General features: G+C 69.6%; 21 protein-coding genes and 2 tRNA genes. 12 read left to right on the top strand and 11 right to left on the bottom strand.

From position 1 onward, the window contains the following. The first annotated feature begins 4 nt into the window (after nucleotides 1-4). From ACIRCZ_RS13220 to ACIRCZ_RS13200, 5 genes are read left to right on the top strand one after another with little or no spacing between them, the layout of a single operon-like run. Nucleotides 5-985, top strand: coding sequence for an ABC transporter permease (locus ACIRCZ_RS13220; protein ID WP_055889970.1), 981 nt, complete (start codon nucleotides 5-7; stop codon nucleotides 983-985). After that, entirely contained in the window at nucleotides 982-1932 is a 951-nt protein-coding gene (locus ACIRCZ_RS13215) for an ABC transporter permease (RefSeq protein WP_055889968.1), read from the top strand. Before ACIRCZ_RS13220 ends, ACIRCZ_RS13215 begins: the two co-directional genes overlap by 4 nt. Next, nucleotides 1929-3653 carry an ABC transporter ATP-binding protein gene (locus tag ACIRCZ_RS13210; RefSeq protein ID WP_055889965.1) on the top strand — a complete coding sequence of 575 codons (1725 nt, stop codon included), beginning with the start codon at nucleotides 1929-1931 and terminating at the stop codon, nucleotides 3651-3653. The genes ACIRCZ_RS13215 and ACIRCZ_RS13210 overlap by 4 nt, the downstream gene beginning before the upstream one ends. Further along, complete coding sequence (locus ACIRCZ_RS13205; RefSeq protein ID WP_055889963.1) at nucleotides 3650-4558, top strand: alpha/beta fold hydrolase; 909 nt, start codon at nucleotides 3650-3652, stop codon at nucleotides 4556-4558. Before ACIRCZ_RS13210 ends, ACIRCZ_RS13205 begins: the two co-directional genes overlap by 4 nt. Before the next feature lies 1 nt (nucleotide 4559). Further along, on the top strand, nucleotides 4560-5732 hold the full coding sequence (locus ACIRCZ_RS13200) for a glycoside hydrolase family 1 protein (protein ID WP_055889960.1): 1173 nt from the start codon (nucleotides 4560-4562) through the stop codon (nucleotides 5730-5732). Nucleotides 5733-5825: 93 nt separating this feature from the next. On the opposite strand, the gene ACIRCZ_RS13195 is transcribed toward ACIRCZ_RS13200, so the two are convergent. Next, nucleotides 5826-7316: an NAD-dependent succinate-semialdehyde dehydrogenase gene (locus ACIRCZ_RS13195; RefSeq protein ID WP_402853830.1), complete on the bottom strand. Its 1491-nt coding sequence runs from the start codon at nucleotides 7314-7316 to the stop codon at nucleotides 5826-5828. Further along, nucleotides 7313-8668 carry a 4-aminobutyrate--2-oxoglutarate transaminase gene (gene gabT / locus ACIRCZ_RS13190; RefSeq protein ID WP_402853827.1) on the bottom strand — a complete coding sequence of 452 codons (1356 nt, stop codon included), beginning with the start codon at nucleotides 8666-8668 and terminating at the stop codon, nucleotides 7313-7315. Before gabT ends, ACIRCZ_RS13195 begins: the two co-directional genes overlap by 4 nt. Nucleotides 8669-8762: 94 nt before the next feature. On the opposite strand from gabT, the gene ACIRCZ_RS13185 reads away from it, so the two are divergent. Continuing rightward, complete coding sequence (locus tag ACIRCZ_RS13185; RefSeq protein ID WP_402853824.1) at nucleotides 8763-10298, top strand: PucR family transcriptional regulator; 1536 nt, start codon at nucleotides 8763-8765, stop codon at nucleotides 10296-10298. Nucleotides 10299-10437: 139 nt separating this feature from the next. Further along, nucleotides 10438-11361: an aldose 1-epimerase family protein gene (locus tag ACIRCZ_RS13180; RefSeq protein WP_402853821.1), complete on the top strand. Its 924-nt coding sequence runs from the start codon at nucleotides 10438-10440 to the stop codon at nucleotides 11359-11361. A gap of 280 nt (nucleotides 11362-11641) precedes the next feature. On the opposite strand, the gene ACIRCZ_RS13175 is transcribed toward ACIRCZ_RS13180, so the two are convergent. After that, on the bottom strand, nucleotides 11642-12283 hold the full coding sequence (locus ACIRCZ_RS13175) for a TetR/AcrR family transcriptional regulator (protein WP_402853818.1): 642 nt from the start codon (nucleotides 12281-12283) through the stop codon (nucleotides 11642-11644). 87 nt (nucleotides 12284-12370) lie between these two features. On the opposite strand from ACIRCZ_RS13175, the gene ACIRCZ_RS13170 reads away from it, so the two are divergent. From ACIRCZ_RS13170 to ACIRCZ_RS13155, 4 genes are read left to right on the top strand one after another with little or no spacing between them, the layout of a single operon-like run. After that, nucleotides 12371-13348, top strand: coding sequence for a nitrilase-related carbon-nitrogen hydrolase (locus tag ACIRCZ_RS13170; RefSeq protein ID WP_402853815.1), 978 nt, complete (start codon nucleotides 12371-12373; stop codon nucleotides 13346-13348). After that, nucleotides 13345-14364: an agmatine/peptidylarginine deiminase gene (locus ACIRCZ_RS13165; RefSeq protein ID WP_402853812.1), complete on the top strand. Its 1020-nt coding sequence runs from the start codon at nucleotides 13345-13347 to the stop codon at nucleotides 14362-14364. The genes ACIRCZ_RS13170 and ACIRCZ_RS13165 overlap by 4 nt, the downstream gene beginning before the upstream one ends. A 51-nt stretch (nucleotides 14365-14415) precedes the next feature. Continuing rightward, nucleotides 14416-15372 carry an SDR family oxidoreductase gene (locus ACIRCZ_RS13160; protein WP_321164217.1) on the top strand — a complete coding sequence of 319 codons (957 nt, stop codon included), beginning with the start codon at nucleotides 14416-14418 and terminating at the stop codon, nucleotides 15370-15372. Between the two features lie 26 nt (nucleotides 15373-15398). Continuing rightward, a complete protein-coding gene (locus ACIRCZ_RS13155; protein ID WP_055889935.1) occupies nucleotides 15399-17099 on the top strand; it encodes a class I adenylate-forming enzyme family protein in 1701 nt (566 codons plus the stop codon). Between the two features lie 26 nt (nucleotides 17100-17125). Here ACIRCZ_RS13155 and ACIRCZ_RS13150 read toward each other — a convergent pair whose 3' ends face one another. From ACIRCZ_RS13150 to ACIRCZ_RS13115, 8 genes are all read right to left on the bottom strand, one after another. Then, entirely contained in the window at nucleotides 17126-18835 is a 1710-nt protein-coding gene (locus ACIRCZ_RS13150; protein ID WP_402853809.1) for an amidohydrolase, read from the bottom strand. Then, on the bottom strand, nucleotides 18828-20321 hold the full coding sequence (locus ACIRCZ_RS13145; RefSeq protein ID WP_082581135.1) for an APC family permease: 1494 nt from the start codon (nucleotides 20319-20321) through the stop codon (nucleotides 18828-18830). The genes ACIRCZ_RS13150 and ACIRCZ_RS13145 overlap by 8 nt, the downstream gene beginning before the upstream one ends. A gap of 242 nt (nucleotides 20322-20563) precedes the next feature. Beyond that, nucleotides 20564-21574, bottom strand: coding sequence for a LacI family DNA-binding transcriptional regulator (locus tag ACIRCZ_RS13140; RefSeq protein ID WP_055889929.1), 1011 nt, complete (start codon nucleotides 21572-21574; stop codon nucleotides 20564-20566). Between the two features lie 109 nt (nucleotides 21575-21683). Beyond that, nucleotides 21684-23036, bottom strand: coding sequence for a flavin monoamine oxidase family protein (locus tag ACIRCZ_RS13135; protein WP_402853804.1), 1353 nt, complete (start codon nucleotides 23034-23036; stop codon nucleotides 21684-21686). A 127-nt stretch (nucleotides 23037-23163) separates the two neighbouring features. Then, a complete protein-coding gene (locus tag ACIRCZ_RS13130) occupies nucleotides 23164-24414 on the bottom strand; it encodes a low temperature requirement protein A (protein ID WP_402853801.1) in 1251 nt (416 codons plus the stop codon). Nucleotides 24415-24507: 93 nt separating this feature from the next. Then, nucleotides 24508-24581 (bottom strand) — tRNA-Met (locus tag ACIRCZ_RS13125). A gap of 33 nt (nucleotides 24582-24614) precedes the next feature. Beyond that, nucleotides 24615-24686 (bottom strand) — tRNA-Thr (locus ACIRCZ_RS13120). 138 nt (nucleotides 24687-24824) lie between these two features. Then, nucleotides 24825-25781, bottom strand: a complete 957-nt coding sequence (locus ACIRCZ_RS13115) for an aldo/keto reductase (protein ID WP_402853798.1) — start codon at nucleotides 25779-25781, stop codon at nucleotides 24825-24827. Nucleotides 25782-25902: 121 nt separating this feature from the next. Between ACIRCZ_RS13115 and ACIRCZ_RS13110 the strand changes: the two genes are divergently transcribed. Then, nucleotides 25903-26739, top strand: coding sequence for a pentapeptide repeat-containing protein (locus tag ACIRCZ_RS13110; protein ID WP_402853795.1), 837 nt, complete (start codon nucleotides 25903-25905; stop codon nucleotides 26737-26739). Nucleotides 26740-26820 lie beyond the last annotated feature (81 nt).

Here is a 26820-nt window from a genome sequence, read left to right as displayed (position 1 = left end):
GCCGATGGCGTACGCGCTCCGCAAACTCGGCCTGTTCGTCCTCACTCTGTGGGCGGCGGTCACGCTGAACTTCATCCTGCCGAGGCTCATGCCCGGCTCCCCCACCGACGCCGCCATCGCGAAGCTGTCGCAGAATGGACCCGTCACGGCCGCCACCCGAGCGGCCATCGAGGCCCAGCTCGGCGTGCCGGGCGGCAACCTGTGGGACCAGTACGTGAGCTACCTGCACCAGGTGGTCACGTTCGACTTCGGCGTCTCGTACACCTTCTATCCGCAGACCGTGTCCGAGCTGGTGGGGCAGGCATTCCCGTACACGATCGTGCTGCTCGGCATCGTGACCATCGTCGCGTTCGTGCTCGGAACGCTGCTCGGTGTGCTCGCCGCCTGGCGCCGCAACACCTGGCTCGACTCGCTGCCGACGCTGACCGGCACCTTCGCGAGCACGTTCCCGTACTTCTGGACGGCGCTGCTGCTGCTGTTCTTCCTCGGCTACGTGCTGCACTGGTTCCCCACCTCCGGCGCCTTCGGGCCGACGGCCACGCCGTCGTGGAGCTGGGACTTCATCGTCGACGTGGCATATCACGCCATCCTCCCGGCCGTCACCATCCTGATCACGTCGATCGGCGGCTGGATCCTCGGGATGCGCAACGCCATGATCAACACGCTCGGCGACGACTACGTGACGTTCGCCGAGGCGAACGGCCTCAAGGGCCGCACCGTCGCCATGAAGTACGCCGCACGCAACGCGATCCTGCCGAACCTCACCGGCTTCGGCCTCGCCCTCGGCGGCGTGGTCGGCGGCTCGATCCTGGTGGAGCAGGTGTTCGGCTACCCCGGCATCGGCTTCCTGCTGTTCAACGCGGTGATCGGCCAGGACTACCCGCTGATGCAGGCGCTGTTCCTCCTCATCACCGTCAGCGTTCTCGTCGCCAACTTCCTCGTCGACATTCTGTACGGCGTACTCGACCCAAGGACCCGCCGATGACCACGACACAGAGTTTCAAGTCCATCTCCACGGATGCCTCGACCTCGGGAGGGGCGAAGCCGCCGCACAGGCTCGCATTCATCGGGCGCGCAGCATCCACGCTGTGGTCGAACTGGAAGTCCAGGCTCGGCCTCATCATCCTGGCGTTCTTCGTGCTCGTCGCGATCTTCGCGCCGCTGCTCGCCCCGTACGGCGCGACGCAGGACGGCTTCCCGCGCAACGCGGACTCGAGCCCTGAGCACTGGTTCGGCACGACGGCCGCAGGCGAGGATGTGCTCAGCCAGCTCATCTACGGGGCGCGCGTGAGCGTGGCGGTCGGCTTCATCGCCGGCCTGCTCTCCACGGTCGTCGCCGTGCTGATCGGCCTGAGCTGGGGATACATCAGGGGCTTCGGCGCCGAGGTGGTCAACTTCTTCGTGAACCTCTTCCTCGTCATCCCCGGCCTGCCGCTGATGATCGTGATCGCCGCCTACCTGCAGAACGGCGGGCTGTTCATGATCGTGACGGTCATCGTGATCACCGGATGGGCGTGGGGCGCCCGCGTGCTGCGCAGCCAGACCCAGTCGCTGCGCTCGCGCGACTTCGTCACTGCCGCCCGCTTCTCCGGCGACCGGCCGTTCCGGATCGTGTTCAACGAGATCCTGCCCAACATGACCTCGCTCATCACCGGCAGCTTCTTCGGTGCGGCCACGGCCGCAATCCTCGCGGAGGCCGGTCTGGAGTTCCTCGGACTCGGCGACTCGTCAATCGTGAGCTGGGGAACCATCCTCTACTGGGCGCAGAACTCGAACGCCCTCCTCACCGGGCAGTGGATCCTGCTGTTCGCTCCCGGTCTGTGCATCGCGCTGCTGGCGATGAGCCTCACGCTCATCAACTTCGGCGTCGACGCGATCAGCAACCCGCGCCTCCGAGAAGGACGCCCTGCGAAAGAAAAGAGCGCACGATGAGCGAGCTGCTCGAGGTCCGCGACCTCTCCGTCATCTACGAATCGGCCGGCCAGACGCCGGTGCAGGCCGTCGACCACGTGTCGTTCACGGTCGGCGCAGGCGAGTTCGTCGGCCTGGTCGGCGAGTCCGGCTCCGGCAAGTCGACGCTCGGCTTCGCGCTAACCAGGCTGCAGAAGCCGCCGGCGCGCACCAACGGAGGCGAGATCCTGTTCGGCGGCCAGGACATCCGCGAACTCGGCGACGAGGAGCTGCGCCGCCAGCGCCAGGGCGGATTCGCCATGGTGCTGCAGTCCGGGATGAACGCCCTCAATCCCGTGCGGACCATCCGCAAGCACTTCGCCGACATCTTCCACGCCCACGGCCACGTCCCCAAGGGCCGCTGGGACGACAGGATGCGCGAGCTCGTCGGCAAGGTCGGCCTCACCGAGCAGGTGCTCGCCCGCTTCCCCGGCGAGCTCTCCGGTGGGATGCGCCAGCGCGTCTCGATCGCGCTCGCCCTGTCTCTCGAACCCCGCCTGATGGTGTTCGACGAGCCGACCACCGCGCTCGACGTGCTCGTGCAGCACGCGATCATGGACACGATCACCGAGCTGCAGCAGTCGGAGGGCTTCACAGCCATCCTGATCAGCCACGACCTCGGCGTCGTGCTCGAAGCGACCCAGCGCGTGCTCGTGATGCACGACGGCCGCATCGTCGAGGACGCGTCGAGCAGGCAGATCCTGGAGGCGCCGCAGCACGAGTACACGCGGATGCTGCTGAGCCACTACGCCGACCCGCGCGCCGAGGTGGTGGAGCTCCCGGGGTTCCCGGCGCGACGCGATGACGCGAGCGCGGCCCACGCGACTGCATCCGGCGCCGGCGCATCCGTGGCCGCACCCGGTGCATCCACGGCTGTTCGCCAGCGCGAAGGACGCGCAGCACAGGCGGCCATCGTCGTCGACGGCGTCTCGAAGGTGTACCCGGCCCCGCGGCGCGGCGAAAGCGAGGTGACGGCGGTCGACGCCGTCTCGTTCACGCTCGAGCCCGGCCAGTCGCTCGCGCTCGTCGGCGCCTCCGGATCGGGCAAATCGACCATCGCGAAGCTGCTGACCGGCGTCGAGAAGCCGACCTCCGGCACGGTGCGATTCGGAGACGCCGACGTGGCGAAGCTGAACAGGCGCGGCATCCGCGACCTGCACAAGAACGTCCAGATGGTGTTCCAGGACCCGTACGCCGCCCTCAACCCGCTGCACACGGTCGAGTACGCGCTCACCCGTCCCGTGGTCAATTTCACCGGCCTCCGCGGCAAGGATGCCCGTCACCGGGTGCTCGAACTGCTGGAGACCGTCGGCCTCACCCCGGTGGAGCAGTTCGCCTCCAAGCTCCCGCACCAGCTCTCCGGCGGTCAGCGCCAGCGCGTCGTCATCGCGCGCGCGCTGGCGAGCGACCCGCAGGTGCTCATCGCCGACGAGCCGGTCTCGATGCTCGACGTGACGCTGCGCGCCGGAGTGCTCGCCCTGCTGGAGGACCTGCGCGAACAGTGGGGCGTCTCGCTCCTCTACATCACGCACGACCTGCTCTCCGCGCGGCTGGTCACCGACGACATCATGGTGCTGAACTCCGGACGCGTCGTCGAACGAGGGAAGACGGCCGACGTGCTTCGGCACCCGTCCGACCCGTACACGATCGAACTGCTCGACGCCGTGCCCAACCCCGCTCGCGCGAGGGAGGCACTGGCATGACCGCGTTCGCCCCCATCGCCCCGTTCGGCGCCATGCCCATCCCGGACGGCGTCGAGGTCGTCGGCCTCCCCGCTGCTGTCGGCACACTCACCGCGCTGCACGCGCCGGCACGGGATGCGCGAACCGGCACGGATGCGCGCGGCACTGTCCTCTTCGTGCCGGGCTTCACCGGCTCCAAGGAGGATTTCCGCACCTTCCTTCCCCTGCTCGCCGCGGAGGGCTGGGATGTGTGGGCGTACAGCCAGCGCGGTCAGGCTGACTCTGCAGCGCCCTCCGGCGTCGAGCACTACCGGCTCGACGCACTCGCTGCTGACACGGTCGAGGTGTCCCGCCTGATCGGCGACGGTCGCCCCGTGCACCTCATCGGGCACAGTCTGGGCGGTGTCGTGGCGCGCGAGGCGACCATCGCGGCTCCGGATGCGTTCGCGTCGTTCACCATGCTCTGCTCCGGCCCGACCGGCTGGCCCGGCCGCCACCAGCAGACCACGGACACGGTGTCCGAGTCCGGCTCGATCGGCCTCTGGAACCGGGACAACCCGCACACGGTGGGACAGCCGGACTCCGCGCTCAGCCCGGACGAGGCGTTCCTCCGGCTCCGCGCCGAGCGCACGTCCAGCGACAACCTGCTCGCCGGGGCCGAGATCCTGCGCGCCGACCACGACACGACCGACGCGCTCCGCGCATCCGCTGTCCCAGTGCTGGTCGCGCACGGCGAGTTCGACGACGCGTGGCCCATCCCGATGCAGCAGCACATGGCCGAACGGCTCGGTGCGAGCTACGCGGTGATCGAGGGCGGCCACCACTCCCCGCAGCTCGAAGCCCCGGAGGCCACCCTCTCCGCGCTGGACGCCTTCCTCTCGACCATCACTTCCTCCCGACCGTCAACCGAAACACCACAGGAGTAACGTGCTCACCTTTCCCGATGGATTCCTCTGGGGCGCGGCCACCGCGGCGCACCAGATCGAAGGCAACAACATCAACAGCAACTGGTGGGTGCACGAGCACACGCCTGGCACCTCCATCGTCGAGCCGTCCGGGGACGCGATGGACAGCTACCACCGCTACCGCGAGGACATGAAGCTGCTGGCGGACGCCGGCCTCAACACCTACCGGTTCAGCGTCGAGTGGGCGCGCATCGAGCCGGAGCGCGGCTTCGTCTCGCGCGCCGAGATCGACCACTACCGCCGCATGGTGGACGCGGCCCACGAGTTCGGCCTCAACCCCGTCGTGACCCTGATGCACTTCACCGTGCCGCGCTGGTTCGAGCGCGACGGCTTCTGGCGGGCGCCGGATGCGGCGGACCTGTTCGCGCGGTACACCGAGCTGGCGCTTCCGATCGTCTCCGACGGCGTCGACTACGTCTGCACGATCAACGAGCCGAACATCGCGGCGATGCTCGCCGGCGGAGAGGACGCGGCCAACCTCGTCGCCTACGGCCTGCCGAACCCGGACCTCGGAGTCGCGGATGCTCTGCTCGCGTCGCACAAGCGCTCCCGCGAGGTGCTGTCGCAGGTGCCGGGGCTCAAGTCGGGCTGGACGATCGCGACGCAGGCGTTCCGCTCGAACGGCGAGCCGGGGTCGGAGGAGAAGCTGCGCGAGTACGGCTATCCGCGCGACGACTGGTACCTGGAGCAGTCCGCGGGCGACGACTTCGTCGGCGTGCAGGCGTACACGCGCACGTTCATCGGCCCGGAAGGTCCTCTTCCGGTGGCCGACGACGTCGAGACGACGCTGACCGGCTGGGAGTTCTACCCGCCCGCCGCCGCGGAGGGCGTCCGCAGCGCCTGGGAGCTCTCCGGCGGTGTGCCGGTCATGATCACCGAGAACGGGATCGCGACGAGTGACGACGAGCGCAGGATCGCGTACACGGATGCGGCTCTCCGGGAGCTGCACGCGACCATCCAGGACGGCATCCGGCTCGAGGGCTACCTGCACTGGAGCGCGCTCGACAACTACGAGTGGGCGAGCGGATACCGCCCGACCTTCGGCCTGATCGCCGTCGACCGCGAGACCTTCGTCCGCACCCCCAAGCCCTCCCTCGCCTGGCTCGGAGGGATCGCCAGCGCCAACGCCCTCTGAACCGCCTCCCCCAAACCATCGAGTCCGGACTTATGCATGCGACACGCCGTCACGAGTGTGAACAAGTCCGGACTCGATTGTTTCGCGGGGGGGTCAGGCGGGGATGAGGGTGTATTTGGTGGAGAGGTACTCGTGGATGCCTTCCGCGCCGCCCTCGCGGCCGAGGCCGGACTGCTTGATGCCGCCGAACGGCGCGGCGGCGTTCGAGACGAGGCCGGTGTTCAGGCCCATCATGCCGGTGGCGATGCGGTCGATCATGCGCTGACCGCGCGCCAGGTCCTCGGTGAAGACGTAGCCGACCAGGCCGTACTCCGTCTCGTTGGCGCGAGCGACGCCCTCGTCCTCCGTGGCGAACGTGGTGATCGCGAGCACCGGTCCGAAGATCTCCTCGGCCAGGATCGTGCTGCCCGGCTGCACATCGACGATGACGGTCGGCTCGAAGAAGAAGCCGTCGCCCTCCGGCGCGTTCCCTCCGGTGAGCACGCGGGCTCCGCGGGAGACCGCATCCCCTACCAGCTCGACCATGGATGCGACAGCCTTGGCGTCGATGAGTGGGCCGATGGTCACGCCCTCCTCCGTGCCAGGGCCGAGCCGGAGCGCGTTCACCCTGGCGGTGACCTTCTCGGCGAACTCCTCCGCGACGGACTCGTGCACGATGAAGCGGTTGGCCGCCGTGCACGCCTGGCCGATGTTGCGGAACTTCGCGAGCATCGCGCCCTCGACCGCCTTGTCGACGTCCGCGTCCTCGAACACGACGAACGGCGCGTTGCCGCCGAGCTCCATCGAGGTCCGAAGCACATTCTGCGCCGCCTGGGCGATCAGCCGCTGCCCGACAGGGGTCGAGCCCGTGAAGGACAGCTTCCTGAGCCGCGGGTCCGCGATGATCGGCCCTGACACGGTGCTCGACGTGCTGGTCTGGATCACGTTGACGACCCCGGCGGGAACCCCGGCGTCCTCCAGCAGCTTCGCGAAGAAGAGGGTGGTGAGCGGAGTGAGCTCTGCGGGCTTGACGACCACCGTGCATCCCGCGGCCAGGGCGGGGGCGATCTTGCGGGTCGCCATCGCCAGCGGGAAGTTCCACGGCGTGATGAGGAAGCACGGGCCGACCGGGCGCTGCGAGACGACCATCGTGCCCGTGCCTTCCGGATTCTGGCCGTAGCGACCGCCGATGCGCACGGCCTCCTCGCTGAACCAGCGCAGGAACTCGCCGCCGTATGTGACCTCGCCGTTGGCCTCGGCCAGCGGCTTGCCCATCTCCAGCGTCATCAGCAGCGCGAAGTCGTCTCGGCGCTCCTGCAGCAGGTCGAACGCCTTCCGCAGGATTTCCGCGCGGGTGCGGGGCGGGCTCGCCGCCCACGCCTCCGCCGCCGCGTCTGCCGCGTCGAGCGCCCGGATGCCGTCCTCAGGCGTGGCGTTGGCGATGCGCTTGATCACGCGGCCGGTGGCAGGGTCGATGACCTCGATGGGGTCGCGGGTTCCCGCTTCCCAGCGGCCGTCGATGTACAGGCCGTCCGGCACGCGGGAGAGCAGGTCGCTCTCGCGCTCTGTCAGCGTGGCGGTCGTGGTCTCTTCTGCGATGCTCATGCGTTCACCAGTGCTTCCGTAACGACGTCGAGGCCTTCGACGAGGAGGTGGTCCGGGATGCTCAGAGGCGGGAGGAACCGGATGACGTTGCCGTACGTGCCGCAGGTGAGCAGCACGACGCCCGCGGCGTGGACGGCTGCCGCGACCCTGGAGGTGAGGGCGGCATCCGGTTCGCCGTTCTCGTCGACGAGCTCGATGGCGACCATCGCGCCGAGGCCACGGACCTCTGCGACGCGGGGGTCGGCGTCGCGCAGGGCGCCGAGCTTGTCGAACAGGATCGCGCCGATCGCGCGGGCACGGGCGGCGAGGTCCTCGGTCTCGTATGTCTCGATCGCGGCGAGCGCGGCGACGCAGGCGAGCGGGTTGCCGCCGTAGGTTCCGCCGAGGCCGCCGAGCTGCGGCGCATCCATGATCTCGGCACGGCCGGTGACGGCGGAGAGCGGCAGGCCGCCCGCGATGCCCTTGGCGGTGACGATGAGGTCGGGCACGATGCCGAACTGCTCGGAGGCGAACATGGTGCCGGTGCGGGCGAAGCCGGTCTGCACCTCGTCGGCGATGAAGACGACGTCGTTCGCGGCCGCCCAGTCGGCGAGCGCCGGCAGGAAGCCGTCGGCCGGGACGATGAAGCCGCCCTCGCCCTGGATCGGCTCGATGATGATCGCGGCGAGGTTGGCCGCGCCGATCTGCTTCTCGATCATGGTGATGGAGCGCTTGGCCGCCTCGGCGCCGGACAGCCCGCCGTCGCGCAGCGGGTAGCTGAGCGGGGCGCGGTAGATCTCCGGAGCGAACGGGCCGAAGCCGTTCTTGTACGGCTGGTTCTTCGCCGTGAGGCCCATCGTGAGGTTGGTGCGGCCGTGGTAGGCGTGGTCGAAGGCGACGACGGCCTGCTTGCCGGTGTAGTGCCTGGCGATCTTGACCGCGTTCTCGACGGCCTCCGCGCCGGAGTTGAACAGGGCGCTGCGCTTGGCGTGATCGCCGGGCGTCAGCCGGTTGAGCGCCTCGGCCACGTCGACGTATGAGTCGTACGGCGCGATGGTGAAGCAGGTGTGGGTGAACGCGGCCACCTGCGCGGTGACGGCCTCGACGACGCGCGGAGCCGAATTGCCGACCCCGGTGACGGCGATGCCGGAGCCGAAGTCGATGAGCGAGTTGCCGTCGACGTCGACGATCACCCCGCCGCCAGCGGCGACAGTGTACACGGGGAGGGTGGTGCCGACGCCCGCCGCGACGGCCTGCGCCTTGCGCTCTGCGCGCTTGCGCGACTCTGGGCCGGGGATGGCGGTGACGAGCCTGCGCTCCTGCGGGAGAGCCGGGCCGCCGGTGACGGTGGGAGAGGAGTCGAGGATGGTCATGGGGGAATCGTATGGAGGCCGACCCCGTCGTCAATTAGCCACCGTGTACAATCTGTTCGCCAGCACTGGACAGCCTGGCGGATCGGAGTGGATCGTGCCCGCCACCATCGCCCAGCTGCTCGCGCGGCCGGATCTCGGCCTGCGCCTCCTCACCCCGAACGTGTCTGCTGCACTGGATGCGCGCATCCACTGGGCGCACAGCTCCGACATCGACGACCCGACGCGGTTCCTCGCCCCCGGCCAGGTGCTTCTCATCACCAGAGAGCCAGGGGAGGTGGAGTCGTATGTGTCGCGCCTGGTCGAGCACGGGATCGCGGGCCTCGGCTTCGGCACCGAGGTGGTGCGCGCAGGGACCCCGGATGCACTGGTCGAGGCGTGCACACGGCTCGGGCTTCCGCTGTTCGAGGTGCCGTACCGCACACCCTTCATCGCCATCGCGCGTTTCGTGGCCGATCGGGTGGCGGCGGACACCTACGCGCGCAACACCTGGGCGCTCCGCGCCTCGCGTGCCATTTCGCTGGCGGCGCTGCGACCGGATGCGCTCGGTGCCGTGCTCTCGGAGCTCGCCCGCCAGATCGAGCGGCCCGTCGCCCTGGTGGGGGCGGACGGAGAACTGGACAGGGCGTATCCGGCCGGTGCGCTCACGGCGGTCGAACGCGACGCGATCACAGCGGCGGCAGAGCCGCTGCTGCGGGCCCGCCGCCGTGCCGCGGGCACCGCGGGCGGCGGCAGGGGCGGCGGGGCGGGAGCCGACGGCGGCGCCGACGTCGACGGAGGAGGCAGCGCTGACGGCAGCCAGACCTTCGCGCTGCAGACCCTCGGGGCGGCCGGACGTCTGCGCGGTGTGCTCGCGGTCGGGTCTGCGGGACTCGATCAGGCGGCGCAGCAGGTGGTCACGGGCGTCGTCGCGCTGGCCGGTCTCGCGCTCGAGCAGAGCAGAGCGACCGACGCAGCCCGCACCCGCTTGCGCACGGCGGTGTGGCGCGCGCTGCTCGCCGGCGACCGAGCGCTGGCGGAGACGGTGGCCGAGCCGGTGCTCGGCGCACTGCCGTCAGGGCCGGTGCGCGTCGCCGTGCTCGGCGGGACCGCGATCGCGGCGGCTGCCGACGTGCTGGAGACACGGCCCGGCCTGTTCTTCGCCCGCGACGGACACGACCTGGTCGTCCTCGAAGAGGACGCCGCCCCGTCCGGGCTGCCGGAGCTCGCTGCCCGGTTCGACCTCCGCGGCGGCATCTCCGCCGCTGGGCCCCTCACGGAGTTGTCGTCGGCTCTCGCGCAGGCGTCGGCGGCGCGCGAGCGTGCGGACGCCGACCGGCCGCTCCGCGGCTTCGACGACATCGCGGGAGGCGGGATGCTCGCCCTGCTGGACACCCCGGACGCCCGCGCCGTCGCGACGGCCGCCATCGCCCCGCTCGCCGACGCCGACCAGGACCTCCCCAGCGCCCTGCGGGTCTGGCTCGACCACAACGGGGTATACGACGTGGCCGCCCGCGAGCTCGGGATGCACCGGCACACGCTCCGCACACGGGTCGCCGAGGCCGAGCGCATCCTGGGCGTCGACCTGGGCAGCTTCGCGGCGCGCGCCGACCTGTACGCCGCGCTGCGCGCCGCGACGCGCTCGCGCGACTGATCCGACGAATGACAAGAGCGCGGTGGACGGCTCGACGTCGCCCGAGATGCCGGGCCGGGAGCACAGCCGCACCGTCCAGCGCAGCGCTCGCGATCCCTGCCGCTATGCGGGGACGCATCCGGTGCAACAGAATGGACGGATGACCACCCCCATCTCCGGAACGCACTTCGGCCTGACCGCCGGCGACTACCACGCCACCATCGCGTCCGTCGGCGCGTCGCTGCGCACCCTCGAGTACAAGGGCCGGCCGCTCATCGTCCCCTTCGACGCCGACGAGGTGCGGCCCGCCTATCGCGGGGCGACGCTCGCCCCGTGGCCGAACCGCGTGGTCGACGGGAGGTACACGTTCGCCGGGATCGAGCAGCAGCTCCCCCTCACGGAGCCGGGCCGCGGCCACGCCCTGCACGGCTTGGCGAGCTGGCTCGACTTCGCCGCCGTCGCGCGCTCGGGGAGCGGTGTCACCTTTTCCGCCACCGTCGAGGCGCAGGCGGGATATCCGCACCGCGTCGACGTGGTCGTGACCTTCGAACTCGACGAGGACGGCCTGCACACCACCGTCACGGCCACCAACACCGGGCACGATGACGCGCCGTGGGGCACCGGACCGCATCCGTACCTGGTCGCGGGCGACGGCCGCGTGGACGACTGGACTCTCACCCTGCCCGCGGCGACGGTGCTCACCGTCACAGAGGACCGCCTCATCCCCGTCGGCCTGGCCGACGTGGCGACGGAGGGCGACGGGGTGTTCGACTTCCGCGAGCCGCGCCCGATCGAAGACACGTTCATCGACCACGCGTTCACCGGGCTGCAGAGGGACGAGTCCGACACCGCGACGGTCTGGCTGCACGCCGCCGACGGCAGCGGGGTCTCGATGAGCTGGGACAGCGCGTGCCCGTGGGTGCAGGTGCACACCGCGGACACCGACGATCCCGCGACCGACCGCATCGGCCTCGCCGTCGAGCCGATGACCTGCCCGCCAGACGCTTTCAACTCCGGCACGGACCTCGTCGTCCTCTCCCCCGGCGCCTCCGCCACCGCGGGCTGGACGATCCGCGCCGTCTGATCCAATCCACCGAAGCCATCGAGTCCGAACTTCTTCACGGTGCCCTACGGGGTGTCGCCTGAAGAAGTCCGGGCTCGTTCTTTTGGTGCGGGACGGAAAGATGCCCCCAGCTGAACCCGAAACAGCTGGGGGCACCGACGCGGCGCGCTAGGACGCTCGCGTAATCCGGGCGGCGCCTGTACCCGTTCAGGCGATCCGTCCGCACGAGATGCCGGATCACTCACGGCCTCGTGGTGCCATCCTACATGCCGAATGCCAAATTTTATGATCCGGTCCTGTGCTATGAAAGCCTTTCCGGGCGTTGGAGCGCCGGGCTGGAATGCCCTGCGAGGCGGGCGCGCAGCGCGGAGATCAGCAGCTCGACGCCGAGGTCGAACGCCCGATCGGCACGGACGCTTCCCGGCTCCCCGCTCTCGACCAGTCGGGCGAGCGCAGTGCCGGACTGTGCCCGCCACACGTCGGGAGGGGCCGACAGGTCGAGCCCGGAACCGAGGGCGAACGCATCCAGGATAGCGACGATCACCAGCACGTCCTCGTCGGGGAACCCGGCGCGAAGCAGCGCTTCGGCGAGCGCCTCGTAGTAGCCGAGCACCAGCGCATCGGTGACGGGCTTGCCGACCAGCAGCGGCAGCACCAGTGGATGCGCGGCGAACATCGCACGCTGCTCCCGCACCACGTACTCGACCACCACATCCCACGCCAGCCCGGCAGGAACGACGATGGCCGCACGCTCGGCGAGGCGTCCGCGCATCAGCTCGACGATCGCATCCCGGCCGTCCACGTGGTTGTAGAGCGACGACGGCGTGACGCCCAGTTGCCGCGCGAGGGCGTTGACGCCGAACGGCTTGCCGGCGTCGACCAGGTCGATGGCGGCGTCTGCGATCCGCTCGGCACTCAGGATCGGCGATGTCGGTCGCGGCATCTCTGCGCCCCCTCTTCCATCATTCACGTCTCCTGTGCATAATAAACGAACACTATTCGTTTTAGCACCTGCTCCCCGAGAAACCGGATGGCCACGATGACCTTCGCCCTCGTCCGCGCGACGACCCCTCCCACCTCCCTCGCCCGCGTGCAGGGAAGCCGCGACGACGCTGCTCCCCTGCGCATCGGCGTCGTCCAGCACGCCTGGCAGCCCGACATCGCCGCGCTCGAAGCAGAGCTCGACGGCGCGGTGGCCCTGGCGGCGAAGGAGGGCGCGCAGATCGTCTTCCTCCCCGAGCTGACGCTCTCCCGCTACCCGGCCGACACGCTTCCGGACGGACGCGCCGACGTGCTCGCCGAAGACCTCGAGACCGGTCCGACCCGCACCTGGGCAGCGCGCGCCGCCGCCACCAACAGCGTCTACGTGCACGCGTCGCTCTACCAGCGCACCGGCGACGAGGACGGCCGTGGACTCAACACCGCGATCATCGTCGCCCCGAGCGGCGAGATCGTCGCCACCACGCACAAGCTGCACATTCCGGTCACCGCCGGATACTACGAGGACAAGTACTTCCGCGCCGGTCCAGCCGACCAGCCGTACCCCGTGCACGAGGTCGCCGGCATTCCCGCCCGTCTCGGCCTGCCGACCTGCTGGGACGAGTGGTTCCCCGAGGTCGCCCGCGCGTACAGCCTGCAGGGTGCCGACGTGCTGGTCTACCCGACGGCGATCGGCTCGGAGCCCGACCATCCGGAGTTCGACACGCAGCCGCTCTGGCGCCAGGTGATCGTCGGCAACGGCATCGCCAACGGCACCTTCATGGTCGTCCCGAACCGCACAGGGTCGGAGACCAGACCGGACGGTACCCCTGGCAACACCTTCTACGGCTCGTCGTTCGTGAGCGACCCGTACGGCCGCATCCTGGCGGAGGCGCCGCGCGATGAGAAGGGGGTGCTCGTCGTCGACCTCGACCTGCCGCAGCGCGGCGACTGGCTGGCGCTGTTCCCGTTCCTCGCCACGCGCCGCCCTGACACGTACGGCGTGCTCGGAGCGGAGGCCACCCGATGAGCTGGCGGATGCCCCACGAGGGTGCGCGGCACGAGCGCACCTGGCTCGCCTTCCCGACGGCCGGCTACACGCTCGGCGACACAGAAGAGGACGCAGAGGAGGCGCGCAGCACCTGGGCGGCCGTAGCGAACGCCGCGGCAGAGTTCGAGCCGGTGTCCGTCGTGATCGACCCGCGCGACCGCGCCATCGCCCCGCGCTACCTGTCGGCGGACATCGAGGTGCACGAGGCGCCGCTCAACGACGCGTGGATGCGCGACATGGGCCCGACCTTCGTCGTCGGCGACGACGGCCGTCTCGGCGCCGTCGACTGGGTGTTCAACGGCTGGGGCGCGCAGGACTGGGCCCAGTGGGACCTGGACGCGAGGATCGGCGAGGTCGTCGGCGAGCTGGCAGGAGCATCCATCGTCTCGAGCGCCCTGGTGAACGAGGGCGGCGGCATCCACGTCGACGGGGAGGGCACCGTGCTCGCGACCGAGACCGTCCAACTGGACCCTGGACGGAACCCCGGCATCACCCGCGGCGACGTGGAGGCGGAGTTCGAGCGCACCATCGGCGCGACGACGACCATCTGGCTTCCGCGCGGCCTCACCCGCGACTCCGAGCGCTTCGGCACGCGCGGTCACGTCGACATCGTCGCCGCGTTCGCCAGGCCCGGCGTGGTGCTGCTGCACGCTCAGACGGACCAGGCGCATCCCGATCACGCGGTGACGCGCGAGATCCGCGAGACGCTCGAAGCGGCACGGGACGCGGCCGGCCGGTCCCTCGAGATCATCGAGGTCCCCGCGCCGGCTACGCTCCGCGACGACGACGGCTGGACCGACTACAGCTACATCAACCACCTGCTCGTCAACGACGGCGTCATCGCCTGCAGCTTCGGCGACGAGCGCGACGACCAAGCGGCAGCGATCCTGGCCGACGCATACCCCGGCCGCCGCGTCGTGGCAGTGGATGCACGCCCGCTGTTCGCCCGCGGTGGCGGCATCCACTGCATCACGCAGCAGCAGCCCGCGGTCTGACCCGCCGGTTGCGGAGGCACCCTCCGCCGAGACTAGACTGGCCGACGCAGCATCGCGACGACCCATCTTCACTCAGCGGGAGCGACGACGAACGACACCCGATCCGCCGGCACTGACGGCACGAACGACCGCGCCAACCGAGCGCAGAACGCGAATGATCGCGCGCCAGCGCGCAGGGCGCTGGTCACCGGCGGGTCGCGCGGCATCGGCCGCCGGATCGTGGAGTCGCTCGCCGCAGACGGTGCCGACGTCGTCTTCACGTACCGCCGATCGGAAGACGAGGCTCAGGCACTCGTTTCGCGGATCGCGGCGGACGGCGGCTCCGCGCGAGCTCACCGGCTGGAGCTGGAGAGCCTGGAGGACATCGACCGTCTCTTCGACGATGAGTTCCCGCCCGGCTCCGGCCTCGATGTCCTCGTCGCCAGCGCGGCGGCGTCCGCGTTCAAACCGTTCACCGAGCTGAGCGCGCAGAACCTCGAACGCTCCTGGGCGACCAATGTTCGCTCGTTCGTGCTCCTCGCCCAGCGCGCAGCAGAACGGATGCGGGACGAACGGTCCGGTGCAGGACGCGGGGGACGCATCGTCGCCGTCACCAGCTACGGCAGCCACCGTGCCTTCCCGCTCTACGGCTCGATCGGTTCCGACAAGGCGTCCGTCGAATCGTGGACGAGGCACATCGCCGCCGAGCTCGGCCGGGACGGGATCACGGTGAACGCGGTGAACGGCGGGCTCGTCGACACCGACTCCCTGCACTACTTCTATGGCCACGACGGCGTGCCGGACCTCGACACGATGACCTCCCGCATCCCTCTCGGCAGGCTCGGCACGGTCGACGACATCGCCGAAGCCGTGCGCTTCCTCGCATCCCCAGGCGCCGGTTACATCACCGGCCACACGCTCGTGGTCGACGGCGGGCTCACCGTCGTCGCACCCCCGTTCTGGTCCGAGTTCGGACGGAACACGCCCCCCACAGAAGAGAAACGGGGTCGACGCCCGACGGACGCCTGAACCCACGCCACGACCCGAGGAGAGACATGACCCTCACCGACCCATCGCACCCAGCCGTCGCGGAGCCGAACACCGAGTACGACCCGAGCACGCTCCGTTCCGTGTTCGAACAGCACTTCACATACGCGTCGGCCGTGGAGCGAAACACCCACCGCTACGCGTCCCGACCGGCGCTCACCGACCCGCCCACCGGCCGGAGCTGGACATACGCGGAACTCGGCCGGGTGACGGGAAGCCTCGTCGCCGGGCTGGCCGCGCACGGCGTCGGCGTCGGCGACATCGTCGCGTACCAGCTCATGAACACCCCGGAGTTCGCCTTCCTGTACGTCGCGGCTCAAGGCCTGCGTGCGGTGAGTTCGCCGATGAACTTCCGCCTGGCGCCCGGTGAGACGGCGCACATCCTGGACGATTCCCGCCCAGCGGTGTTCGTCTACGACACGGCGGCCGCCGACGACGTCGAGACGGCGCTCGCCATCGCCGCGCACCGCCCGGCCGTCCTGGCAGGGGTCGGAGACGGCCGCCTCATCGACGGCGCGATCCGGTTCGACGACCTGCTCGTGCCGGACGCTCCGTCGTTCCGCGCGCCGGAGGGCGCGACCGTGTGGGACGAGACCTCCCGCCTCTACACCAGCGGCACCACGGGGATGCCCAAGGCGGTTCCGCTGACCAGCCTCAACGAGGTGCTGACGGCGCACGACGTGATCATGCACTTCCCGCTCGCCCCGACCGACAAGACCATGAACATGTCGCCGTGGTTCCACCGAGGGGGGAACTACTGCGCCGGCCCCAACACGGCGTTCTACGTCGGCGCCGAGGTGGTCGCGCTCCCCCGCTTCGACGCCGACCTCGTGCTGGACAGCATCCAGGACCACCGCTTGACGTACGTGATCGGGGCGCCGACGAACCTGGAACGGCTCGCCGACGCTCAGGATGCGCGTCCTCGCGACCTGTCGTCCCTGCACGGCATCGTGACGATGGGAGCCCCGCTCGACCGGGCTGCGGCGCTCCGCTACCAGCGGGTGCTGACCCAGCGGATCGCCAACGGCTACGGCACGACCGAGGCGTTCTGGAACACCTACCTGCGTCCGGAGGATCTGCCGGACGCGGCAGGAGCGGCAGGGCGCGCCTGCCTCGACGACGACGTGGCGGTGGTGAAGGTCTACGGCGACGACCGGATCGCCGCCCCTGACGACCTCGCCAAGAAGGACGGCCACGAGATCGGCGAGGTCATCATGCGCACGGTCAAGAGCGGCTACGCGTACATGCACAACGACGAGGAGCAGGCCAGGAAGTTCCGCGGGGCCTGGATGTATCCGGGCGACCTCGCCAGCTGGGACGAGAACGAGATCGTCACGATCATCGGGCGCAAGGACGACATGATCATCTCGGGCGGTGAGAACGTGCATCCCGTGCAGGTGGAGGAGGTGCTTGCGGCGCATCCCGACGTGGCGGACAGCATCGTCGTCGGTCTTCCCGACGAGGAGTGGGGCGAGATCGTGGTCGCGTACGTGCAGCCGCGGACGGGCAGGCTGGAGGATCCGGAGTCGGCGGCTGCTGCCCTGGATGCGCACTGCAGGGCGAGCGTGTCGCTCGCGGACTACAAGCGGCCGCGCCGCTACGCCTTCGTGACCGAGCTGCCGTACACGGCGACGGGCAAGAAGCAGCACTTCATCCTCAAGAAGCAGTCGGCAGAGGACGCGGCGGCCGGGCGGTTCCACACGCCGTGACGGCCTGACGCCCTGGGGCGGCCGGCTTACTGCCCGGCCGCCCCCACGCCAGCGTCCACCGCATCTGCCGGCGCCACCGCATCCACCAGCGCCACTGCATCCACCACGACTTCGCCGCCGACCACCGTGAGCAGCACAGCCGTCTCGGCGAACGCATCCGGGTCGGTGTGCAGCGGGTCGTCGGCGAACACCGTGAGGTCCGCCGGCATCCCCACCGCGATGATCCCGCCCGCCTCTCCGACCGAGCGCCAGTACTCGCTGGTGTACCCCTCCAGGGATGCGCGGGCGGTGAGCGCCTGGTCGGGGACGACCGGTTCGATCTCGGGGCGACCGGCAGGACGCCGGAGCTGCGCGGCCGCCAGGATGCCGCGCGGATCGTACGGCGCGATCGGCCAGTCGGAGCCCAGCGTGACGATCGCCCCGCGCTCCCTGAGGTCACGCGTGCGCCAGGCCAATGCCGCGCGTGCGTCCCCGAGCCGTTGCGACCAGTTGTCGGTGTGGTCCGCTCGCGTGTAGTGCGTGCAGTGCGTCGGCTGCATGCTCGCCGCTGCGCCCGCGGCCATGATCTGATCCAGCACGTCGTCCGGCAGCGTCTCGATGTGCTCGATCCTGTGCTGCGTGCCGTTCGGGGTGAGCGTGCCGAGCGTCGTTGCGACGAACGAGATGCCCTTGTCGCCGATCGCGTGCGTCGTGGTCGGGATGCTCCGCTCGTGGAAGAAGCGCACCGCGCGCTGATATTCCGATGGATCGAGCCAGATCGACTCCGTCGACTCGCCGCGGGTGTCCGGCTCGAACAGCCACGCCGTTCCGTTGTCGATGGTGCCGTCGATCATCAGCTTGACGCCGCGCACGTGCCAACGGCGACCGGCCAGCGACTGGAACCCGACGTAGCGTTCCAGGTCGGCGTCCGTGAAGCCAGGGAACAGGGACGGCGAGATCCGCACGGAGATCGGCAGGTCGCCGCGACGCTCCGCCTCTGCGAACAGGTCGAAGGAATCCGGGTCCATCAGGTCGAGCATCTGCCCTGCCACGATGCCCGTCTCCGCCATCCCTCGCAGGAGACGCCGCAACTGCTCCACCCTGTCGTCGAAGGTCAGGTCGGGGATGCGCGCGAGCACGAGCTGCTGAGCGGCGAACTCGTACAGCATCCCGTTGGGGCGGCCGGCCTCGTCGAGGCCGAGCGACGACGCGTCGGGGAACACCTCGTCGCCGCGGATGCCTGCGGCCGCGACGGCCGCCGTCGATGCGAGGGCGGAATGACCGTCGAAGAGGGTGATGAACAGCAGACGGCCCCCGTCGACGCCGTCGAGCAGATCGTTGCCGAACGCGCCGCCGTCGAACACGGCGGGGTCGAGCCCCCAGGCGAGCACCCAGTCGCCGGAGGCGGCGTCGGAACCGGCGCCGTCCAAGGAGGCGACGTAATCGTCGATCGCGCTGCGCACGGCAACACGGTCGGTGATCCCGGAGAGGTCGAGACCCCTGGTGAGCCGCAGCCCCATGACCGGGTGGATGTGCGCATCCACGAAGCCTGCTGCGACCGTGGCGTCGCCGGCGTCGACCACGCGGCCGGCGAGGTCGAACCACCCGGCGTCGCGTGCCTCCCGCTCTGGGGCGACCCCGGCGATCAGGCCGTCGCGCACGGCGACGGCGAGCCTGCCGGCTTGCGCCGCGCCGTCGATGACGTCCGGGGTGAGCACCGTCTCGGCGACGATGACGAGATCGAAGCGCTCAGACATCTGCCGCCTCCGATGCTCCGCCGATGCGCTGGTAGACACCGGGGCGGGTGCGCTTCCAGACGAGTGCGAGCACCAGTCCGACCACGAACACCAGGGCGACGGACGCCAGGATGATCGCGTTGACGACGGGACCGCCCGCCGTCAGCAGGTCGAGGTTGGCGCAGAGGATGTAGAGCACGGCCAGCATTGCGAGGCCGGCGACCACGGCGCTCGGGATGACGTACCACTTCCGCGGCAGCGAGCGGTTGCGAGCGAAGAACACCACGACGGCCACGCAGGTGATGATCTGCAGGGCAATCACGCCGAGCACGCCGGGGCTGTTCACCCAGAGCAGCAACTGCAGGTACGGGTCGCCGCCGATGGCTGCGAAGAATACGATCACGACCAGCGCGATGGCCGTCTGGAGGAGCCCGGACATCCACGGAGAGCCCGCGCGGTTGGTGCGGTGCAGGATGCGCGGCAGGGCGCCGTCGCGGGCGAGCGAGAAGGTGTACCGGTTGATCGCGTTGTGGAACGCGAGCTGGCTGGCGTAGACGCTTGTGATGACGAGCAGGTACATCGTGAGTTCGGCCCACGGCCCCAGATAGTGCCCCGCCTGAGCGAACACGAGTCCGGCCGCGTCCTTCGACGCCGCCTCTTGAACGTGCGACTCTCCGACCGCGACGATGACGGCCCACACCACGAAGCCGTAGAAGATCGCCATGAACGCGACCGAGATGTACGTGGCCCTAGGGATGGTCTTCTCCGGGTTCCTCGCCTCCTCGCGGTAGAGCGTGGTGGACTCGAAACCCATGAAGGCGGCGAACCCGAAGCCGAAGATCCCCAGCAGGCCGGGATTGAGCAGCGCGTCCCAGCTGAAGGTGCCGAAGGTGATGCCCTCCGCGCCGCCCTGGACGAGCACGGCCACCGCGAAGATCACCAGGATGAGCGCCTCGCAACTGAGGAGTACACCGAGCACCTTCGCGCCGACGTCCACGCCCCGGTATGCGACGAAGAACACCGCGAGCACGCCGACGATCGCGATGGCCCACCACGGCACGTCTATGCCGAACTCGTTCTTCAGCAGGTCGTGCCCCTGGGCTCCGAGCAGCCCGTACAGGCCGATCTGCAGAGCGTTGTACGAGAACAGCGCGACGAACGAGGAGGCGAGACCGACCGCCTTGCCCAGGGCCTCGCTGATGTAGGTGTAGAAACCGCCGAGGGCCCTGACGTACTTCGTCATGGCCATGAATGCGACGGCGAAGATGCCGAGGACGATTCCTGCCACGGTGTAGACCAGGGGCGCTGCGATGCCGCCGATCAGGATCGCGAGGGGTGCGATTCCGGCGACGATGGTGAGCGGCGCCGCGGCGGAGATCACCATGAATACGATGCCGCCCGTGCCGAGCGCGTTGGTGCGCAGGCTGCCGGTGGCGGGGGCGGCGGATGCTCCGGATGCTCCGCCGACGTCGGCGGGCTCTGTCGGGGTGGTGTCGGTGAGGCCCATGGGCCCGGCTCCTTTGCTCGAGGCGTCAGTGCTGATTCTGTGATCTGAACGGCTCGGTGTCGATTCTGGGTCGATTCGGTAAGCCGACTGTATGGAGCCCGTGTTTCGAGCGCGTCACAGGTTTCGATCGATTTCGTGAAGTGAATCGATTATGCACGAAAGAATCGTTTTGCAAAACCGATTCTTCACAACTGATTCCGAAGCTGTGAGCGCACCGAATGTACGCTGTCACCCGGGTGCGATCAGGCGGTGGGGACGCCGTCTGCTGTCGAGCCGCGCTCGATGATGCTGATCGGGATCTCGACGTCCTCCCGCTCGCCGCCCTCCAGAGCGCGCACCAGCAGCTCCATGCACCGCCGTCCCATCTCCCGCGGCCGGAGATCCAACGCGGTGATCGAGGGCTGCGTAACCGCCAGGGAATCGCTGTCGACATAGCTTGCGATCAGAACGTCTCGGCCGGGCTCCAGCCCCGCCGCACGGATGGACTCGAGCGCCACGATCGCGACCCCCTCGGGTGCGGTGATCACCGCATCCGGTCGCCCCTCCCCCGCCAGGAGAGCGTCGAGCGCGTCGCGCACCTCATCCATCGTCGTGTCGAACCAGCCGAGCAGCCGCTGCGGCTCGACGCCCTTCTCCGCGCACCAGGCGTAGTAGCCGTCCGCCATCTCGCGCCCCCACGCCATGGCGGGGTCGGGCAGCATCACGGCCGGTCTGCGGCTGCCGCGCTCCCACAGGTGGTCGAGCAGCATCCTGATGCCGGCCCGGTGGTCGCCGAACACCGTCGCCCACGGCTCGCGCATCTCGTCGGAGACGTGCTCGCCTGCGACGACGGGGCTGCGCCCCGCGAGGAGCCGTTGCACGATCAGGTCGTCGTCGACCGGGTCGATGACCAGGAAGCCGTCCAGCTGCTCCGTGATCCCCGACCGCGGTGTGAACGCAGTGGGCATCAGGGTGACGAGCAGGTCGGACTCCTGGGCGCGCTCGACGGCCCCGAAGGCCACATCCATGTAGTACCGGAAGCTCAGCGTCTGGTCCGGCACATACAGTCCGACAGCGCCGGACCGCGCGGTGCGCAGGTTCCTGGCGATGATGTTGACGACGTAGTCGAGCTCGTCCGCCGCGGCGCGGACCCGCTGACGCGTGGTGTCCGACATCCTGCCCTTGCCTGCGAGGGCGAGCGACGCCGTGGAACGTGAGACTCCAGCACGGTCGGCGACATCTTGCAGCGTGACGATGACCTGACCCGTTTCCACCTGGTCAGTCTAGGTCGCGCCCCGTCCGCGGACGGACGGGACGCGACCGGGGCGGGCGCGGCACTCCACGACGGGCCGCGCCCAGCTTTGGGGCGAAGGCGAGCAGTCGCTACGCCTTCGCGATGATGGCCGCAGCGGTCTCGCGGCCGACGCGGATCGCGCCGTCGACGTGCTGGTAGCCCTTGCCTGCCATGTCGCTGCAGGAGAAGTGGATGGGGCCGACAGGAGTGCGCAGATCGGCGCCGTAGCGCGCGAGCCCGCCCATGTCGAAGCTCGCGGCGTACGCACCGCGGGTCCACTCCTCGCTGCCCCAGTCGCTCTCGTAGTAGACCACCGTGTCGAGCGCCTTGGGCCCGTAGTAGTGCGACAACGACTCCAGGATGCGCGCCTTGCGCTCCTCTGGCGACAGGCGGAAGACCTCATCCGCCGCCTCGTCGGAGACGAAGCCGACGAGGGTGCCGCGGGGATCGCCGTCGTAGCAGTTGTCGTACGCCTCGTGCACCACCTCGTACGGGCTGAAGGCCGTTCCCGAGTATCCGTCCTCGCGCCAGAACGGCGTTTCGTAGACGGCGTGCACCTTGATGACGAAGCCCATCGACAGGTGCTGGTGCAGCTGCTGCTGGCGGCGGGGAAGCGGCGGCTCGTATGAGATGCGGCTGATCAGCACGGGAGGGAGGGCGAGGATCGCGAACCGCGCCTTCACCTCGACGCCGTCGGCGACGGCGGTCACGCCCGCATCGTCCCAGCGCAGCACGCGCACAGGCGCGTTCAGGTGCAGGTCGTCGCCGAGTCGTTCCGCGAGCAGCAGCGGCACCTGCTGCAGACCGCCCTTCACCCGCTTGTCCAGGATGAAGTCGGCGTCGACGAGGTTGGAGAAGCTTCCGGCGGATGCGGCCATCAGCAGCGCCTGCAGGGCGGAGAACGAGTGGGCAGGCTTGGTGAGCATGGCGCCGGCGATGAACATCCCGATGTTGAGGCGGGCCTCTTCGTCGTCGGTCTGGGTCTCCAGCCAGCGGCGGAACGAGATCTCGTCGAGCTCTTCCGCTCTCGCGTGCTCCCATGGCCGGTCGGGGTCGATCTCGGCCACCAGCGCGTCGAGCTTGTCGATCAGGCTGACGATCTCGTGCTCGGTCTTGGGCGGGACGGGGAAGATCTCGCCGTCGAAGGTGCGGCGCTCTCCGGTCGGGCTGATGTAGATGTTGGTGCCTTCGCGGTAGCGCTCGTACGTCTCGAGGCCGAGCTCGTCGAGGGTGCCGATGAGCGCATCCTGATCGGGGGAGACCCACTGGCCGCCGATCTCCAGGGTGACGCCGTCGACGTCGTCGGTCCAGAGCCGTCCGCCGACGCGGTCGCGCGCTTCGAGCACGGCGACGCTGAGCCCGGCCTTCTTCAGTTCGGTGGCCGCTGTCAGACCGGAGGCGCCTGCGCCCACGATCACCACGTCACGTTCGATGCTGCTCATAGTCCGTCTTCCGTCCCGTTCAGTCGGTGTTGTTCGTTCTTCGACTCACGGCGATCGTAGGTGCGGCCGAGATCACCGCGGCTATACGCACTGTACAGAGCGCCGGACTCAATTCGACACGGTGGCTCTACCGCGCCTGCCTCGCGAGGGCTGCGGCCTGGTGCCGGTGGCCGACTAGCTCGTAGCCGACGACCACCACGGCGGGCGACAGCGTGATCAGCACGAGGCTCACCCCGATCGGCCCACCGACGGCGGCGACCACGACGGCAGCGGCGAGCATCGCGACGGTCCCGGCGAACAGCCCGAGGTGGAACGGGTCGCCCTCGTGCATCAGATACGTGTAGAGCAGGAACAGGACGATCGAGAACACCAGCACGGGGATCGCGACGCTGAGGATGGCGCCGGTCTCGCCGATCGCCGCTTCGCCCTGCACCAGGTAGGCGACGACGTGCAGCCCAGCGCCGGTCGCCGCGATCGACGCGTACAGGACGATGTGGCTGTATCCCCATCCGACCGCTCGCCGTCGATGGCGGCGCAGGACCTGCGCGGACGGCACGATGAAGTACGACCACCACAGCCCGAACGTCAGCCCGACCCCCGCGACGACGACGAGCACGGCGTCGACACTCCACCCCTGCTTCGCCACCAGCGCGGCCACCGAGGTGACGGTGCCGAACAGCACCTCGCCGAGCGCGATGATCGTCAACAGTCCATACCGCTCCGCGATGTGGGATGCGTTCCACGGCGTGCCTCCGAGCCTCACCTCGGCGATGATCGGCCCGCCTAACTCGACGATGAACAGCAGCGGCGCCAGGATGAGGACGGTGTCGAACGGCACGGCGGCGAACGCCAGCAGCACCCAGCCGATCTGCGCGAGGGTCACGAAGCCCGCGTAGGTCAGCGCGACGCTCCTCCTGCTCTCGTCCTGCGCGGCTGCCCGCAACCACTGGGCCACCATCGCGATGCGCATCACGACATACCCGGCGACCATCACACCGTTGTCGAACGCGTCGCCGTGCTCGACGGACGCGAACATCGCAGGCAGGCCGAGCGCCAGCACGACCACCCCGATCATCTGGACCATCGTGGTGACCCGGTAGAACCAGTCGTCGGTGTCGTAGGCGGACGCGAACCAGGAGAAGTTGATCCACGCCCAGCAGATCGCGAACATCGCGAACGCGAACGCGCCAAGCCCCGGCAGCACGTGCCCGCCGGCGACGAGGTGCGAGAGCTGGTCGCCCGCCTGCCCGAAGGCGACCACGAACGCGAGGTCGAAGAGCAGTTCGAGCGGCGTCGCCGCCCGATGCTGCTCCTCGGGGTCGCGGCCGCGCATCCTGACCAGCCGATGGCTGAGACCGGACGACGTGAGCTCGGACATGGGTCTATTGTTGCGCGGCAAGGCGCGACGACGTGGAGTTCGTCCGGCAGCGGGCAGCAAAAAAGCCCCGAGATGGCGAGATCTCGGGGCCAGTAGCGGGAGCGGGACTCGAACCCGCGACACCACGATTATGAGCCGTGTGCTCTAACCACCTGAGCTACCCCGCCGCTGCCTCCCGCTGACGTGTGTCGGGAGGAGGGAGCCCCCTGTGGGAATCGGACCCACTACCTCTTCCTTACCAAGGAAGTGCTCTACCAATGAGCTAAGGGGGCGAAGCCTGCGAGCTTTCGCTTCGCGTTTTTGGCAACCGTAAGAGAATACCATCTGCGCGAGGGTGCTTCGTACACCCGCCGGGCCGCGGTTCGGAGCGGGGGCCGCCCCTGGCCGAGGCCCGGCGGATCGCGCGCAGGTCAGGCCGCTTCGCGCTCCTCGGAGGCGCCGGTGAGCGCGTCCAGTTCGTCGGCGGTGAGCTCGAGAGTCACCGAGGCGAGGAGGTCTGGCAGCTGGTCGATGGTGCGTGCGCTCGCGATGGGCGCCACGACGGTCGGCTGCGCGGCGAGCCAGGCGAGAGCGACCGAGGCGACGGAGGCGTCGTGTGCAGCGGCGACCTCGTCGAGCGCGTCGAGCACGGAGCGGCCACGGTCGTCGAGGTACGTCGACGCCCCGGCGGCGCGGGCGCTGTCGACCGTGACGCCGTCACGATACTTGCCGGTGAGGAACCCGGCGGCGAGCGCGAAGTACGGCACGACGCCGAGGTTCTCGCGCTCGGCCAGAGCACGGTACTTCTCCTCGAAGTCGCGCTCGACCAAGTTGTAGTGCGGCTGCAGGGCGACGGCGCGGTGGAGGCCGTTCGCCTCGGTGATCGAGAACCACTCCTCGATGCGCTCCGGGGAGTAGTTGGAGATGCCGATGTAGCGCACCTTGCCTGCGTCGACGAGGCTCGACAGCGCGCCGACGGTCTCCTCCAGCGGAACCGTCTGGTCGTCGAAGTGGGCGTAGTAGAGGTCGATGTGGTCGGAGCCGAGGCGCTCCAGCGATGCGTCGGCCGCGCGCAGGATGTTGTCGCCGGCGAGACCCTTGAAGTCGGGGTGCTGGCTGACCTTGGTGGCGAGCACGACGTCGTCGCGGTTTCCGCGCGCCTGGAACCACTGCCCCAGGATGCGCTCGCTGTCGCCGCCCGTGTTGCCCGGCACCCAGGCGGAGTATCCGTCGGCCGTGTCGATGAAGTTTCCGCCGGCATCCAGGTAGCCGTCGAGGACGGAGAACGAGGTGGCCTGGTCGGCCGTCCAGCCGAAGACGTTGCCCCCGAGCGAGAGGGGGAAGACCGAGAGGTCGGACGATCCGATGGTGCGGCGGGGTGCTGTCATTCGTGGTTCTCCTTCGATGGCGTCGATTGACCGTGCTCTCACGCTAACGCGGGTGCCTGTGCCCTATTCCGGGAACGCCTGAAGATGTGGAGAAGTTACGCGGTGTGAATAGTGTGGAGAAATGCAGACGATCGAACGGGGCGACCGCGCCGACCTCGCCGCCGATTGCGCGCGGTGCGTCGGACTCTGCTGCGTCGCGCTCGCGTTCGCCCGTTCCTCCGAGTTCGCCTTCGACAAAGCGGCAGGCGAACCGTGCGTGAACCTCGACGACGACCACCGCTGCCGCATCCACCCCGAGCTGCGCGAGCGCGGCTTCAGCGGGTGCACGGTGTTCGACTGCTTCGGGGCGGGCCAGCAGGTCACCCAGCACACCTTCGACGGCGGCGACTGGCGCGAACGCCCAGAGCTTCGCGGCGAGATGTTCGCCGTCTTCCCGATCATGCGCCAGCTTCACGAACTGCTCTGGTACATCGACGAGGCCGCGCGGATGCCGGCAGCCACCGCCCTGCGACCCCAGCTGGATGCGGCGCGCGACGAGGTGGCGCTGGTCGCTGACGCGCCGGCCGACCGCATCCTGGGTGTCGACGTCGACGACCTGCGCGCGCCCGTCGCCGAGCTGCTGCGCATCGCGAGCCGCCTCACCCGCGAGGCCAATGCGCCGGCCACAGTGCCCGATCGGCGCATCTCTCCCGGCGCCGACCTGCTCGGCGCGAAACTCGCCGGGCGCGACCTGCGCGGCGCAGAACTCCGCGGCGCGCTGCTGATCGCCGCCGACCTGTCCGGGGCGGACCTCTCGTTCGCCGAGCTCATCGGCGCCGACCTGCGCGACGCGAACATCGCCGGCGCCGACCTGCGCACCGCGATCTACCTCACGCAGGTGCAGGTCAACGCCTCCAGAGGGGATGCGCGCACGCTCCTCCCCGAGGGCCTGCTCCGGCCGTCGCACTGGCGCGACTAGACCGCATCCACTCCCGGCAGGCGGCGCACATCCAGCGCTGAGGCGGGGGCAGCTAGCATGTCGGGTGAGCGCCAACGGAGC

This window comes from Leifsonia sp. NPDC102414, from assembly GCF_044765685.1.
Lineage (GTDB): Bacteria > Actinomycetota > Actinomycetes > Actinomycetales > Microbacteriaceae > Leifsonia.
The sequence above is the reverse complement of the archived record's forward strand: the minus strand, read 5'-3'. Positions and strand labels throughout refer to the sequence as shown.